Here is a 14,304-nt window from a genome sequence, read left to right on the forward strand (position 1 = left end):
CGCGCCGTCGGGCCTCGTAGGATGACGCCGTGAGCGAGCTGATCGACACCACGGAGATGTACCTCAAGACCGTCCTCGAGCTGGAGGAGGACGGGGTCGTCCCGCTGCGTGCCCGGATCGCGGAGCGGCTCGGACAGTCCGGGCCGACCGTGTCCCAGACGGTCGGGCGGATGGAGCGCGACGGGCTGCTCCACGTGAGCGAGGACCGACGGCTCGACCTCACGGTCGAGGGGCGGCTCGCCGCCGTGCGGGTCATGCGCAAGCACCGGCTCGCCGAGCGCCTCCTCGTCGACGTCATCGGGCTCGACCCCGCCTACGTCCACGACGAGGCGTGCCGGTGGGAGCACGTCATGAGCGAGCAGGTCGAGCAGCGCATCCTGATGCTCGTGAAGGACGGCACGACCTCGCCCTACGGCAACCCGGTGCCCGGGCTCGAGGAGCTGGGGCACGCTCCCGCAGCGGCCGCCGCTGGTCGCGCGAGCAACGTGGTCGCCGCAGAGGCGGCCGGGCTGCGCGTCGAGACGCGCATCACCCGGATCGGGGAGCCTGTGCAGGTCGACCCGGAGGTGCTGGGCCTCCTGCTGGACTCCGGCGTGCGACCGGGCGCGGAGGCACGGGTGTGGTCCGAGGACGAGCGCACCATCATCGAGGCGGTCGGCGGTGAGGCGGTCTCGCTCCCGGTCGACGTGGCCTCGCACATCTTCTGCTCCTGACGCCTCCCGGCCGGGAGCGCGCCGGTCGACCGGCCGGGCGGGCGGTGTGTCTCCGATTCCCCCTGGCTGCTATGACATGTGTCACAGCCAGGCTGGGGGTCCTCTCGGGGCAACCGCGTCGTCGCAGGTGAGGGGGTCGGCCCGGATGCCTGCCCCGGCGTCTGTCCACAGGCACCTCACCCTCAGGGGTGACACGGACCGGACCGGCGGGTAGCGTGCACGACGGCTCCTCTCCCCTGGAGGACCCCCCAGAAGCGCCACGCCGAGTCCTGTCGGCGCGTCCGGGCACAGCACACCACCGCGCGACAGGAGCGGGGGACCCACCTTCGGGGCTGTCATGGCCCCTGGGGCGAACGGCCCGGCGCCCACCGGACCGAGGGGCACTCCACCCCGAGCCCGACAGCTGACCCCGTAGGCACCCTGGAGGAACAACTCGTGACGCATCGCACCCACCCCGGTCGGCACCGCCGCCCAGGCCGGATCAGCACGACCGGCTCCGCCCTCACCCGCACCGCGGCCGTCGCCGCCGCCTCGACAGGTCTGCTCGCCGGCACCGCCGCCGGTGCGGGCGCCACCCCCAGCACCCCGCAGGAGCACGCGTCCGGCATCAAGACGGCGGACACGCTCGTCCGCGTCGTCGAGACCGTGGCTGCCGCGGAGCGCCCCGCCGTCGCGGCCACGGCACCCACGGCCGCCGAGACGGCCCGCTTCGGAACCTCCGGCTTCACCGGCGTGGTCGTGACCCGCGCGCCGGCCGCCCCCGCACCCCAGGCCGCCGAGGCGCCCGCCCAGGCTGCCGAGGCGCCCGCGCAGGCTGCCGAGGCGCCCGCGCAGGCCGCCGAGGCGCCCGCCCAGGAGCAGGTGCAGACCCAGGTCGAGACCCGTGCGGAGGCCGCACCGAGCCGCAGCGCCGAGCGCGCAGCGGCGCCGGCAGCCCCGGTCGCCCCCGCGGCCCCGGCACCCCAGCCGGCGCCCGTCGAGCCGGCGGCCCCGGTCGCCCCGGCGCCCACCGGCGGAGTGCTCTCCGTCGCGGCTGCCTACACCGGCATCTACTACGTCTACGGCGGCAGCACCCCCGCGGGCTTCGACTGCTCCGGATACACGCAGTACGTCTTCGCGCAGGTCGGCATCTCGCTGCCCCGCACGGCGGCGGCGCAGCAGGCGTCCGCGACCCCGGTGAGCAACCCGCAGCCGGGCGACCTGGTCTTCTACGGCTACCCCGCGTACCACGTCGGCATCTACGCCGGCAACGGCATGATGTACGACTCCGGCAAGCCCGGCATCCCGAGCCAGCTGCGCGCCATCTTCAGCGGCGTCTCCGGGTACGGCCGCGTCGGCTGACCCCACCCGTCGCACGCAGGAGGCCCCCGCCGGTTCGTCCGGTCGGGGGCCTCCTGCCGTCCAGGTGCGGGCTCAGGCGCGCACGGGCTGCTGGGTCGCCTCGTCCGACTCGTCGTCGAACTCGCCCAGGATCTGCTCCAGGATGTCCTCCATCGAGGTCATCCCGACGAGCTTGCCGTCGTCGTCCCGCACCAGCGCGAGCTGGCCGCGCTGCTGGCGCAGGCTCGAGACGGCGTCGATCAGCGGCATGGTCGCCGGGAGCATGGCGACCGGCTGCAGGATGTCGCCCAGCGGACGGCTCGCACCGCCGTGCGCCGTCGCGAGGATGGCGTCGCGGACGTGCACCAGTCCGCGGATCCGCTGCTGACCGGCCCGACCCGTGGGCTCCACGACGAACAGGCGTGAGCGCCCGCTCTCGCGACTGATCCGCTCGACGTCCTCCACCGTGTGGTGCCGGGGGATCGTGACGGCCGCGGTGGTCGGGAACATGACCGAGGCCACCGTCTCCTCCTCCAGGCGCAGCGCACCGCTGAGGATGCGGTGGTCCGCGTCCTCGAGCACCCCGTGCTCGTAGGACTGGGCCAGCAGCAGCTGCAGCTCGGCGGGCGTCTGCGCGTTGCCGAGAGCGTCGACGGGGTCGATGCCGCCGATGCGCAGCAGCAGGTTCGCCAGGGCGTTCATGAGCCAGAGCACCGGGAGCATCAGCCAGGTGAAGATCCGGAAGGGGATCGCGAGCATCATCGCCGAGCTCTCCGGGTGCGAGATCGCCCAGGACTTCGGGGCCATCTCCCCGACGACCATGTGCAGGAAGACCACGACGGAGACCGCGATGACCACCGCGATGGCGTGGACCATCACCTCCGGGACCCCGATCGCCTCGATGAGGGGCTCGAGGAGGTAGGCGACGGCCGGCTTGGCCAGGGCCCCCAGCGCCAGCGTGCAGAGGGTGATGCCCAGCTGGGCGCCGGCGAGCATGAGGGACAGCTCGCGCGAGGCCTCGACGGCCGCCCGTGCCGCGCGGCTGCCGGCCTCGGCGCGCTCCTCGAGCCGGTGCCGCTTGGCGGCGACGATGGCGAACTCCGCGGCGACGAAGAAGGCGTTGGCCACCAGCAGCAGCACGCTGACGATCAGGGCGGTGGTGGTGCTCATCGGAGCGACTCCTGGGTCTGCTGGGCCTGCTGGGCCTGCTGGGCCTGCTGGGCCGCGCCGTCGGCGGTCGCGATCACCATGGTCTCGTCCGTGCCCAGCGCCTCGCGCTCGGCATCGTCGAGCCGCTCCCACTCCTGCGCGGCAAGCGTCACCGCAGGGTGCAGGGCCACCGTGTCGGGCACGTAGCGCTGGGTGGTGATCACGTCGATCCGGGCCTGGTGGACCAGCTCGTCCCCGTCGGCGTCGCGGCTGCGCCACGTGACGAGGACGCTGTCACCCTCCACGGCGGTGCGGCCGAGCCGGTCCAGGACCAGCCCGGACAGCGTGTCGTAGTTCTCGTCCTCGGGAAGCTCGGTACCCGTCACCTGGGCGACCTCGTCGATGCGCAGGCGGGCCGAGAGGTCCCAGATGCCGTCCGCGCGGGCCTCGCTGGTGGTGGCGTCGTCGTCGTCCTCGTCCCAGATCTCGCCCACCACCTCCTCGGCGACGTCCTCGAAGGTCACGATCCCGGCGAACCCGCCGTACTCGTCCACGACGACCGCCAGCTGCTGGTGCCGCTCGCGCAGCGCCTCGAGGACCCCTCCCAGGGGCAGCGACTCCGGCAGGATGATCGCGTCCTCGGCGAGGTCGCGGACCAGGGTGGCGGCCCGGTCGTCGGCGTCGACCTCGAGCAGGTTGTGCAGGCCGATGACGCCGACGACGTCGTCGATGTCGCGTCCGACGACCGGGAAGCGCGAGTGGCCGGTCTGCAGGGCCTCCAGGACCGTCGACACGTTCTCGTCGGCCTGGATCGTCACCACCGACGTCCGGGGCGTCATCACCTCCTCCGCCACCCGGTGGCGGAAGGCCAGGCCCCGCTCGAGCAGCATCGAGAGGTCGTCGTCGAGCGTGCCCCCGCTCTGGGACTCGGCGATGATGCGCGTGAGCTCCTCCGGCGTCGCGCCCTGGGGGAGCTCCTCGACGGGCTCGATGCCCACGGCGCGCAGCAGCGCGTTCGAGGCCTTGTCGAACAGACCGATCACCGGCCCGAGGACGGTGAGGTAGATGAGGGTCGAGCGCGAGAGCGCTCGGGCCAGCCGCACCGGCTCCGCGATGGCCCAGTTCTTGGGGCCGAGCTCACCGATCACCATCTGGAGCACCGTCGAGAAGACGAGCGTCCCGACGGAGAAGACGGAGATCATCGCGGCGCGCGTGAGGGGGCCGGCATCGGCATACCCGTCGGTGAGGCCGCGGACGAGCAGCTCCTCGCCGAGGTAGCCCACCATGAGCGCGGTCACGGTGATCCCGAACTGGGCGCCGGAGAGGGCGAAGGAGAGGCGGGAGGTCACACGCAGGGCCCGCTCCGCCGCGGCGTCCCCCCCGGTCGCGAGCTGGCGCAGCTTGCCACGGTCGACGCTGACGTAGGCGAACTCCTGCGCCACGAAGTAGCCGGTCATGATCGTCAGCACCACCACGACCACGATGCCTGTGACGATCAGCACGAGGAAGCCCCCTCGTTCCCACGAAGCCGGGGCAGGCCCGGCCCCGTACTGGAGGGGGGTCCGTCATTCGCAGGGGCGGCAGTCATCGGGCCATTCTACGGGCGTCTACCCTCGACCCGTGCCCCTCGCCGCCCCCACCCTGGCCTCCGTCGCGCTCGGCGGCGCCCTCGGATCGGTGCTGCGCTGGCTGGTCGAGCTGGTGCTGCCGCAGGCCCAGGGTGGGGTGCCGTGGGCGACGCTGCTGGTCAACGTGGTCGGCTCCGCGCTCCTCGGGGCGGTCGTGGTGGTGCTGGACAGCGGGGTGGGCTCGGGCCTCCACCGCGGCTTCCTCGCCACCGGGGTGCTGGGCGGGTTCACCACCTTCTCCACCTTCGCCGTGCAGGTGGGGCTCGGGCTCGAGGTCGCGCCGGCGGTGGTGCTCCTCTACCTGCTCCTCACCCCTGCGCTCTGCGTCGGTGCGGCGGCCCTGGCGGCCGGCTGGACGCGCCGGGCGTGGGTGTCGGGACGGGCACGACCATGACGGACCCGGGTATGCCGTGGGCCTGGGCGGTCCTGGCGGTGGCCGTGGGCGGCAGCACGGGTGCGGTCGTGCGGCACCTGCTGTCGGTGTCCGGGTGGGGATCGCTGCGCGGCGTGCTCGTGGCCAACACCGTGGGCTCCGCAGCCCTGGGGGTGCTGGTCGCGCTCGAGCCGGCACCGGTGGTGCTGCTCCTGCTCGGGACGGGCCTGTGCGGGGCGCTGACGACGTGGAGCACGCTCGCCGTCCAGACCGCCGAGCTGGGCAGGCACTCGAGGAGCCGCGCCGCGGCATACCTGGCCCTGACCCTGGTCCTCGGGGTGGGTTCGGCGCTGGCCGTGCTGGCCCTGCTGGACTGAGTGCGACCGACACGACAACGCGTCCTCCCGGGGTCTGTCGGTGGCACCTCCTACGGTGGGGGGCGAGGGTGAGATCCGCCCGGGCGACGACAGGGCAGCGAGGTGGAGCGACGTGGTCAGGTTCCTGCACTCCGCGGACTGGCAGATCGGGATGACCCGCCGCTTCCTGTCCACCGAGGCCCAGGCCCGGTTCTCGGCGGCCCGGGTCGACGCGATCAGGCGGCTCGGCCGGGTGGCCGATCAGCAGGACTGCGCGTTCGTCGTGGTGTGCGGGGACGTGTTCGAGAGCAACCAGCTCATGCCGCAGACCGTGCGCCGGGCCCTCGAGGCGCTCCGCGAGGTGCCGGTGCCCGTCTTCCTGCTGCCCGGCAACCACGACCCGCTCGACGCGATGTCGGTCTACACCTCCGCGGTCTTCACGCAGGAGGTCCCCGGTCATGTCACCGTCCTGACGGGCGGGGTGCACACCGTCGGCGGGGGCGTCGAGCTCGTGGCGGCGCCGTGGCACGGCAAGCACCCCGGCCGCGACCTGCTGGCCGAGGCCCTGGCGCTGGTGCCGGAGGGCCCGGCCCCGGACGGGACGGTGCGCGTCCTCGTCGGTCACGGTGCCGTGGACGTCCTCGACCCGGACCGGCGCAACCCTGCGACCATCGCGACCGGGCCGCTGCTGCACGCGCTGGACGAGGGACGGATCCACTACGTCGCGCTGGGGGACCGCCACTCGCGCACGGAGGTCGCGGGGACCCCGGCGATCCACTACGCAGGGGCGCCGGAGCCGACCTCCTTCCGCGAGACGCGTCCTGGTGACGTGCTCGTCGTCGAGGCGGGCGGCGGTGAGCAGGTGCGGGTCACTGCCCACCACGTCGGCACCTGGACCTTCCTCGACGTGGAGCAGCGGGTGGAGAGGGACGCCGACGTGGCAGCCCTCGACGCCCGGCTCGCCAGGGTTCCCGACAAGGACCGGACGGTGGTGCGGCTGGCGCTCAGCGGGACCCTGACGCTGGCGCAGCACGGCCGGCTGGAGGACCTGCGGGCCAGGCACCGCGACACCTTCGCTGCGGTCCTCGAGTGGTCCCGGCACACAGACCTCGCCGTCATCAGCGACGACACCGAGTGGGAGGACCTCGGGCTGAGCGGGTTCCTGGCCGGCGCCCTGGCGCAGATCCGCGAGGAGGCGCGCCCGACCGCTCCGGAGGGCCGTCAGCAGCTCGCACCGCCCGACGACGAGGACGAGCCGGGCCCGGCGGAGACGGTCCCGTTCGTCCCGGGGCGGGGCGACGACGACGAGAGCGCACGGGGCGCGCTCGCGCTCCTCTACCGCCTCACCCGCGGGGGTGCGGCATGAGGCTGCACCGGATCACCCTGCGCGACGTCAAGGGGGTGGCCGAGCGGACCGTCGAGCTGCCCGACTCCGGTGTCGTCGTCGTCGAGGGACCCAACGAGGTCGGCAAGTCCACGATCATCGAGGCCTTCGACAAGCTCCTCGACCCACGGCTGAAGGCCACCTCGCAGAGTCGCGAGGTCCTCAGGCTCAAGCCGGTCAACCGCGACGTGGGCCCCTTCGTCGAGGCCGAGTTCACGGTGGGCGGCCACCGGGTGCGGTTCGCCAAGCAGTGGCTGCGCCGCCCGTCGACCACGCTGGAGATCCTCTCGCCGGTTCCTGAGCAGCTGACCGGTGAGGCTGCTCAGGCGCGCCTCGACCGGCTCGTCGGCGAGTCGCTCGACCGCACGCTCTGGGACGCCCTGCGCCTGACCCAGTCGGGCGACGGGACCGTGGCCCCCCTCGTCTCCAGCACGGTGCTGGGCCAGGCCCTCGACGCCGCGGGCGGCTCGCAGCTGCACGCAGAGGAGGGCGAGAGGGTCCTCGACCGCGCGGAGCGCGAGTTCCGCACCTACTTCACCGCCACCGGTCGTCCGACCGGGGACTACACGCAGGCCAGGCGCGACCACACGCAGGCGCAGCACGAGGTGGCCGAGGCCCACCGCCGGCTGCAGGAGGCCTCGACCCTGCTCGAGCGTCAGGACGTCGCCCGCCAGCGGGTCACCGAGCTGGAAGGACGGCTGGCCACCGCCGGCGCCGCCCTCGAGACCGCCCAGCGTGAGCACGACTCCGTGGCCGAGGTGGTCGCCGCGCACGAGCAGGCCAGGGCACGACTGGGCGAGGCGCGGGAGCGTTCGCGCACGGCGGCGCAGGGTGTGAAGCAGCGCCGGGACCAGGCCGGTGCCGTCGCCGCGCTCACCGAGCAGCTGACGCAGGCCGAGCGGGCCCGCGCCGAGGACGAGCAGCAGGCCGCCGTCCTCGGGGAGGCGCTCCGGGTCGCCGAGGAGGCGCTCGGCGGCGCCGACGAGGCCGTCGAGGCGGCCGACGCCGTCTGCGACCGGGCCCGGACGGCGGCCGACCACCTCGCCGACCGCCTGGAGGCCGACCGCCTGCGGTCGCTCGTCACGGCGGTCCACCGGCTCGTGGACGAGCTCGACCAGGCGCATGCGGCCGAGCCCGCGCACCTGGTGTCGGCGGCGACCCTGCGAGCAGTCCGCGCCCTGGATCAGCAGGTCGCCGTCCTCCGGGCCAAGCACGAGGGAGCCAGCGCACGGGTGCGGGTGGAGGCGCTCGGCGTCCCGGCAGAGATCGACGGAGGGTCCGGGGAGGGTCGCACCTCGGTGGCCGCCCACTCCTCCGCGACGGTGGTGCTCGGCAGCGAGGTCGTCGTCACGGTGCCAGGTGCGGTCCGGGTCGTCGTCGAGCCCGAGGCCGACAGCCGTGTGCGCGCCCAGGCGCTGGAGACCGCCCAGGCCGAGCTGGCGAGCGCACTGTCGGGCACCGGCGCCGACGGCCTGGGCGCCCTGGAGGAGGCTGCGGAGGCCACCGAGGCCAACCGGTCACGAGTGCGTGAGCTCACCCGCGGCCTGCGGTCGGCGCTGTCAGGGCGGGCCCCCGCCGAGCTCCACGAGGCGCTCGCCGGGCAGCTGCCGGCCGACCTCGTCGCAGACGTCGAGCGGCTGCGGACGCAGGTGGATCGGCAGGAGGGTGAGCGGCCCGCCGACGAGCCGGCGCCGCCGGACGAGGCCACGGCTCGCGCGGTCGCGAGGGCAGCCGCCACAGACCTGCAGAAGGCACGGGAGGCACGCAAGGCGGCCATGGTCGACCTGCAGGAGCGTCGCCGGGCGGTGGCCACGCTGCGCGCGCGACTCGACCGCGTGGCGGGTGTCATCGAGGCAGACCGTGAGCGACGGAACGCGCTCAGCGCGGCGCTCGACCGCGCCCGGGCCCAGACGCCCGACAGCGTCCTCGAGGAGCAGGCTCAGCGCCGGGCGGGTGCGTTCGCGGAGGCGGAGACCGCCGAGCTCAGCGCGCGGCGCGCACTCGAGGAGGCCGACGCAGACGGCGCGCAGCGCCGGCTGGCGGACGTGAGCGCCGGGGCCGACAGGCTTCGCGCCGACCTCCAGGTGGCGTGGGCGACGCTGCACACCCTCGGCGGTCAGGTGGAGATGGCGCAGAGCGAGGGACGTCAGGAGCTCTACGACCTCGCGGTCCGGGGACTGGACGAGGCGGAGGGTGTCCTGGCCTCGCTCGACCGACGTGCCCGCGCGGCCCGGCACCTGTGGCGCACCCTGCAGGAGCACCGCAGCGCGGCCCACCGGGCCTACGCGCTGCCCTTCACCCGGGCTCTGGAGGACCTGGGCCGCCGGGTCTACGGCGACAGCTTCTCGGTCAGCGTGGACGACGAGCTGAGCCTGCGGGACCGCAGCCTCGACGGTGCGACAGTTCCCTTCGACGAGCTCTCCGGTGGTGCCAAGGAGCAGCTGGGCATCCTGGCCCGGCTCGCGGTGGCCCGCCTCGTCGACCCCACCCAGGGGGTCCCCGTCGTCATCGACGACGCGCTGGGCTACAGCGACCCCGAGCGTCTGGAGCAGATGGGCGAGGTGCTCGGGGCCAGCGCCGAGGGGGCGGACGTGCAGGTGATCCTGCTGACGTGCACACCGGAGCGCTACGCCTCCATCCCGCACGCGCAGACGGTGCGCCTCACCGCCTGACCACCCTGACCGGAGCAGCCCCGACGGTCGCCGCCACGTGCCGAACGGGCCCGGCGTCCGCGTCTCAGGTCGCGCGCGGGGCCCGGCGTCGTTAGCGTCGAGGTCATGGACCCTGAGAAGAGCATCACCGTCACCCGGACCATCGACGCCGGCGCCGCCGAGATCTTCGAGGTGCTGTCCCTGCCGGAGAACCACGTCGCCGTCGACGGCTCGGGGTTCGTGCGCTCGGTCGACCACGGCGACCGCATCACCGGCACCGGGCAGCGGTTCCGCATGAACATGGCCGGCGACCACATGGGCGGCGAGTACCAGACGGACAACCACGTCACGGGCTACGACGACGGCAAGCTCCTCGCGTGGCAGACCGCCCCCGCAGGCACAGAGCCCAAGGGATGGCAGTGGGTGTGGGAGCTCGAGCCCCATGGGCCGGCCAGCACGCAGGTTCGTCTCACCTACGACTGGAGCAACGTCACCGACCCTGAGCTGCTCCGGAAGATCTCGTTCCCGCTCGTCACCGAGGAGCAGCTCGAGGACAGTCTCAGCAACCTTGCGGCGGCGGTCTCCTAGCCCGGACGCTGTGTGCGCGAGGACGACTCCGGCCGTGCCCTCGCCGGTGACGGCCGACGGTCGTCCTCACAGGAGCCTCACGACCGCCTCGACCGCGTCCTTGGCGTCCCCGAAGAGCATCCGGGTGTTGTCCCTGAAGAACAGCGGGTTCTGCACGCCCGCGTAGCCGCTGGCCATCGACCGCTTCAGGACGACGACGTCGTGGGCCTTCCACACCTGGAGCACCGGCATGCCGGCAATCGGTGAACCCGGTTCGTCGACCGCGGCCGGGTTGACCGTGTCGTTGGCGCCGATGACCAGGACGACGTCGGTCTGGGAGAAGTCGTCGTTGATCTCGTCCAGGCCGAGCACGATGTCGTAGGGCACCCTCGCCTCCGCCAGCAGGACGTTCATGTGCCCGGGCAGCCGTCCTGCCACGGGATGGATGCCGAACCGCACGTCCGTCCCGCACGCCCGTAGGCGGGCACTCAGGTCCGCGACCGGGTGCTGCGCCCGCGCCACGGCCATGCCGTAGCCCGGCGTGATGACCACCGACCTGGCGTTCCGCAGCAGCGCAGCCACCTCGGCGGCCGTGCTCTCCCGGTAGTCACCGTAGTCGTGGTCACCCTCGAAGGTCTTGCCCTCGCTGCCGAAGCCACCGGCGATGACCGAGATGAACGAGCGGTTCATCCCCTGGCACATCAGGTAGCTCAGGATGGCGCCGGAGGAGCCGACCAGGGCGCCGGTGATGATGAGGAGGTCGTTGCCCAGCAGGAAGCCGGCCGCTGCTGCGGCCCACCCGGAGTAGCTGTTGAGCATCGACACGACGATGGGCATGTCGCCGCCGCCGATGGAGGCCACCAGGTGCCAGCCGAAGGCGAGGGCGATGACCGTCATCAGCAGCAGCGGGAGCAGGTCATGGCTGAGCACGAACCAGACCAGGAGGGCGGCAGAGGCGACCAGTGCCAGCAGGTTGAGCAGGTGCCGGTGCGGCAGCAGCACGGGGTTGGCGGGGATTCGGGCGCTCAGCTTGAGGGCGGCGACGACCGAGCCCGTAAAGGTGACCGCACCGATGAGGCTGCCGAGGAAGACCTCGACCAGGTGGAGGGTCTCCTCCGACCCGGACAGGGGGCCGCGGGAGAGGTAGGCGTTGTAGGCGATCAGGACCGCGGCGACGCCCACGAAACTGTGCAGCAGCGCGATCAGCTGCGGCATGCCGGTCATCTCGACGGAGCGGGCGCGCCACAGGCCGACACCTGCCCCGACGAGCATGGCGGCGGCGATCAGCGCCAGGGTGAGGCCGGGATCGGAGGCGCGTGCCGCCGCCAGCCATATCGTCGCTGCGAGCGCGATCGTCATACCGGCGATGCCCAGCACGTTCCCCCGCCGGGCGGTCTCGTGCCGGGACAGGCCCGCGAGGGACAGCACGAACAGCAGGGCCGCGACCAGGTAGGCCGCCTGGACCAGACTCGGGGTCATGCCGACTCCTCGCGCCTGAACATCCGCAGCATCCGCGCCGTGACCGCGAAGCCGCCGAAGACGTTGATGCTGGCCACCACGCACGCGGCCAGAGCCAGGCTGCGGACCAGCAGGTCCTCGTTGCCGACCTGCAGCAGCGCGCCGACCAGGATGATGCCGCTGATCGCGTTGGTCTCCGCCAGCAGCGGCGTGTGCAGCGCGTGCGTGACGTTCGTGATCACGTAGAAGCCGACGATCACCGCGAGGGAGAACACGGTGAGGTGGCCCAGGAGGTCGGGAGGCGAGACGGTGGCGAGCAGAGCGAACAGCACGGCCGCCAGGCCCACCATGACGGCGCGCCGTCGCGGGGTACGGGACGTGCCCGTCGGCGCCGCGTCGGCGAGGGCGACGGCGGGTGGGGCTGCCGGTTCGCCCGGCTTCGCCGCCGAGACGCTCACGGGCGGGGGCGGCCACAGGACCTGACCCTGGTGGGTGACCGTCAGCGCGCGCAGCACCTCGTCGTCCAGGTCGAGGACGACCTGACCGTCCTTGCCGGGCGTCAGCATCGCCACCAGGTTCGCGATGTTGGTGCCGTAGAGCTGGGATGCCTGCGTGGGCAGTCGCGCGGGCAGATCGGTGTAGCCGACGACCTTGACCCCGTTGTGCGTGGTCACAACCGTTCCAGGCTCGGTGAGCTCGCAGTTGCCGCCGTTGCGTGCGGCCATGTCCACCACCACGCTGCCCGGCCGCATCTGCGCCACGGTCTCCGCCGTGACGAGCCTGGGCGCAGGGCGGCCCGGGATCAGGGCAGTGGTGATGACGATGTCCGCCGCTGCGCACTCGCGGGCGTAGACCTCCATGGCCCGGCGCTGCAGGTCCTCGTCCATCTCCCGGGCGTAGCCGTCGTTGCTCAGGCCTTGCTCAGGCAGGTCGAGGCGGACAAAGCTGGCGCCCATCGACTCGACCTGTTCCTCGACCTCGGGGCGGATGTCGAAGGCGCGCACCACGGCCCCCAGGCTGCTGGCCGTGCCGATCGCGGCCAGCCCGGCGACACCCGCACCGATGACGAACACCCGGGCCGGCGGCACCGTCCCCGCCGCGGTGATCTGCCCGGTGAACACCGAGCCGTACTCGTACGCCGCCTCGACCACCGCACGGTAGCCCCCGATGTTGGTCATGGAGGAGAGCACGTCGAGCGACTGGGCCCGGGAGATCCGGGGGACCGCGTCCATGGCGAGGGCGGTCACCCCCTGTGCGGCGAGCGCCTCGAGCAGCTCCGGCCGCTGCCCGGGGCTGAGCTGCGTGGCCAGGAAGGCGCCGGGACGGAGACGGGCGAGCTCCTCGCCGAGGGGCGCGTCCACCTTGACCACGAGGTCGGCACGCCACACCCCCGGCCCGGGGTCCTGGGCGGCCCCTGCCTCGGCATACTGCTCGTCCGGGTAGCTGGCGCGCTCACCGGCACCCTGCTGCACGACGACCTGGTGGCCGAGTGCGACCAGTCGACCGACGGTCTCGGGCGTCGCCGCTACCCGGGTCTCTCCAGGCACGGACTCGGTCGGTACGCCGATCAGCACGCGGGCTCCTTCGCCTCGTGGGACGCCGAGGGGTGCATCTTCGGTGGGTCGACCGGCACCTCTCGCCGAACCGCACCCTATAAGGCCCGTTGCGTCGGCGGGGCCCGGCTGGCCGTCTGTCCCGTCACGAGCGGAGATCGAGCACCCTCAGCGGAGTGGGCAGGGGGACAGACACCTCCCTCAGCAGCCCCGCCCAGGGGGCAGCCGCGGGCTTCGGTGTCCTACTGGGGGGTGTGTCGCGTCTCGACCAGCTGGGCGGCGACCGCGTTGAGCTTGACGTTCCCGTCCCGGGAGACGCGGCGGAGCACCTCGAACGCCTGGTCGGCGCTCATGTCGAAGCGTTCCATGAGGATGCCTTCGGCCTGCCCGATGACGGTGCGGTTGGTGATGGCGGTGGTGAGGTTCTCGGCGTTCTGGGCCGCGGCGAGCGCGACCGCGACGTGGGCGGCCAGCGCCAGCCCGTTGTCGATGTCGTCGGCGTCGAAGCCGTCGAGGTGTTCCGAGTACAGGTTCAGTGCCCCGAGGGTGTCGTGCGTGGTGTAGAGGCGGTAGCTGACGCTGCTGGCCACTCCGAGCTCCTCGCTGACCCGGGCGCCCCATACCGGCCAGCGGTGGTCGTGGGCCAGGTCCGGGCAGCGGGTGGTCTCGTGCTCGCGCACGGCGTTCAGGCACGGTCCCTGGCCGAGGGCGAACTGGAGCTCGTCGATGCGTCGTAGGGTCTCGCTGCTGGCGGCGGGTGTGTCGATCCCGTCGGGGTGCACGACGGAGATGCCGGCCATGTCGCACCCGGTGATCATCTCCAGGGCTGCGGCGATCGCCGTCTCGAGGGTGTGCTGGCTGCCGGGGTCCTCCTGCATGGAACGGGCGACCGCAGACAGCTGATGGCTGAAGTCGCCAGCGTCGGGCTTGACCATGTCTCCATCCTCTCCCCTTGACGTCGCGGAGGGCAACACGGCTTCCGGGGCAGTCAGCTGCTGCCAGGCGGTCGGCAGTGGTCGGGCGGGGGCGGTGCGGTGCGGGCGGGTGTACGGTGTTGTCTCAGGGTCCAGCAGCGTCGCCCTACCGGTTGGACTTCTTCGGATCGTCGCCTGTTCGCGCGGGCCCCGTACGTCGTTGTTCCCGAGACCAAGA

At 73.0% G+C, this 14,304-nt stretch carries 12 protein-coding genes; 7 read left to right on the top strand and 5 right to left on the bottom strand.

Annotated elements, in window-relative coordinates:
• The first annotated feature begins 29 nt into the window (after positions 1–29).
• Positions 30–713 carry a metal-dependent transcriptional regulator gene (locus ACI3ET_RS14020; RefSeq protein WP_405033687.1) on the top strand — a complete coding sequence of 228 codons (684 nt, stop codon included), beginning with the start codon at positions 30–32 and terminating at the stop codon, positions 711–713.
• A 435-nt stretch (positions 714–1,148) separates the two neighbouring features.
• Positions 1,149–2,054 carry a C40 family peptidase gene (locus tag ACI3ET_RS14025; RefSeq protein ID WP_405033688.1) on the top strand — a complete coding sequence of 302 codons (906 nt, stop codon included), beginning with the start codon at positions 1,149–1,151 and terminating at the stop codon, positions 2,052–2,054.
• Between the two features lie 72 nt (positions 2,055–2,126).
• Here ACI3ET_RS14025 and ACI3ET_RS14030 read toward each other — a convergent pair whose 3' ends face one another.
• Together ACI3ET_RS14030 and ACI3ET_RS14035 are read right to left on the bottom strand one after the other, a co-directional pair.
• On the bottom strand, positions 2,127–3,203 hold the full coding sequence (locus ACI3ET_RS14030; RefSeq protein ID WP_405033689.1) for a hemolysin family protein: 1,077 nt from the start codon (positions 3,201–3,203) through the stop codon (positions 2,127–2,129).
• Positions 3,200–4,684 (bottom strand): hemolysin family protein, encoded by a 1,485-nt coding sequence (locus ACI3ET_RS14035; protein ID WP_405033690.1) that lies wholly within the window; start codon positions 4,682–4,684, stop codon positions 3,200–3,202. The genes ACI3ET_RS14030 and ACI3ET_RS14035 overlap by 4 nt, the downstream gene beginning before the upstream one ends.
• A gap of 118 nt (positions 4,685–4,802) precedes the next feature.
• On the opposite strand from ACI3ET_RS14035, the gene ACI3ET_RS14040 reads away from it, so the two are divergent.
• The 5 genes from ACI3ET_RS14040 to ACI3ET_RS14060 all read left to right on the top strand — a co-directional run bounded on the left by ACI3ET_RS14040 (position 4,803) and on the right by ACI3ET_RS14060 (position 10,162).
• Positions 4,803–5,204 carry a FluC/FEX family fluoride channel gene (locus tag ACI3ET_RS14040; protein WP_405033691.1) on the top strand — a complete coding sequence of 134 codons (402 nt, stop codon included), beginning with the start codon at positions 4,803–4,805 and terminating at the stop codon, positions 5,202–5,204.
• Positions 5,205–5,215: 11 nt separating this feature from the next.
• Entirely contained in the window at positions 5,216–5,560 is a 345-nt protein-coding gene (locus tag ACI3ET_RS14045) for a CrcB family protein (RefSeq protein WP_405033692.1), read from the top strand.
• Between the two features lie 40 nt (positions 5,561–5,600).
• Positions 5,601–6,905 (top strand): metallophosphoesterase, encoded by a 1,305-nt coding sequence (locus tag ACI3ET_RS14050; RefSeq protein ID WP_405033693.1) that lies wholly within the window; start codon positions 5,601–5,603, stop codon positions 6,903–6,905.
• Positions 6,902–9,595 carry an AAA family ATPase gene (locus ACI3ET_RS14055; protein WP_405033694.1) on the top strand — a complete coding sequence of 898 codons (2,694 nt, stop codon included), beginning with the start codon at positions 6,902–6,904 and terminating at the stop codon, positions 9,593–9,595. The genes ACI3ET_RS14050 and ACI3ET_RS14055 overlap by 4 nt, the downstream gene beginning before the upstream one ends.
• 105 nt (positions 9,596–9,700) lie before the next feature.
• On the top strand, positions 9,701–10,162 hold the full coding sequence (locus ACI3ET_RS14060) for an SRPBCC family protein (RefSeq protein WP_405033695.1): 462 nt from the start codon (positions 9,701–9,703) through the stop codon (positions 10,160–10,162).
• Between the two features lie 66 nt (positions 10,163–10,228).
• Here the strand turns inward: ACI3ET_RS14060 and pntB are convergent, their stop codons facing one another.
• The 3 genes from pntB to ACI3ET_RS14075 all read right to left on the bottom strand — a co-directional run bounded on the left by pntB (position 10,229) and on the right by ACI3ET_RS14075 (position 14,087).
• Positions 10,229–11,620, bottom strand: a complete 1,392-nt coding sequence (gene pntB / locus ACI3ET_RS14065; protein WP_405033696.1) for a Re/Si-specific NAD(P)(+) transhydrogenase subunit beta — start codon at positions 11,618–11,620, stop codon at positions 10,229–10,231.
• Positions 11,617–13,173, bottom strand: coding sequence for a Re/Si-specific NAD(P)(+) transhydrogenase subunit alpha (locus ACI3ET_RS14070; protein ID WP_405033697.1), 1,557 nt, complete (start codon positions 13,171–13,173; stop codon positions 11,617–11,619). Before ACI3ET_RS14070 ends, pntB begins: the two co-directional genes overlap by 4 nt.
• A gap of 221 nt (positions 13,174–13,394) precedes the next feature.
• Complete coding sequence (locus ACI3ET_RS14075; protein ID WP_405033698.1) at positions 13,395–14,087, bottom strand: GAF and ANTAR domain-containing protein; 693 nt, start codon at positions 14,085–14,087, stop codon at positions 13,395–13,397.
• Positions 14,088–14,304 lie beyond the last annotated feature (217 nt).

The sequence above is a fragment of the Ornithinimicrobium jinqii genome, assembly GCF_045032595.1.
Taxonomy (GTDB): domain Bacteria; phylum Actinomycetota; class Actinomycetes; order Actinomycetales; family Dermatophilaceae; genus Ornithinicoccus.

Coding starts and splice junctions, on each gene's coding strand:
- ACI3ET_RS14045 (WP_405033692.1), top strand. CDS start 5,216: ATGCCGTGGGCCTGGGCGGTCCTGGCGGTGGCCGTGGGCGGCAGCACG.
- ACI3ET_RS14055 (WP_405033694.1), top strand. CDS start 6,902: ATGAGGCTGCACCGGATCACCCTGCGCGACGTCAAGGGGGTGGCCGAG.
- pntB (WP_405033696.1), bottom strand. CDS start 11,620: ATGACCCCGAGTCTGGTCCAGGCGGCCTACCTGGTCGCGGCCCTGCTG.
- ACI3ET_RS14075 (WP_405033698.1), bottom strand. CDS start 14,087: ATGGTCAAGCCCGACGCTGGCGACTTCAGCCATCAGCTGTCTGCGGTC.
- ACI3ET_RS14060 (WP_405033695.1), top strand. CDS start 9,701: ATGGACCCTGAGAAGAGCATCACCGTCACCCGGACCATCGACGCCGGC.
- ACI3ET_RS14030 (WP_405033689.1), bottom strand. CDS start 3,203: ATGAGCACCACCACCGCCCTGATCGTCAGCGTGCTGCTGCTGGTGGCC.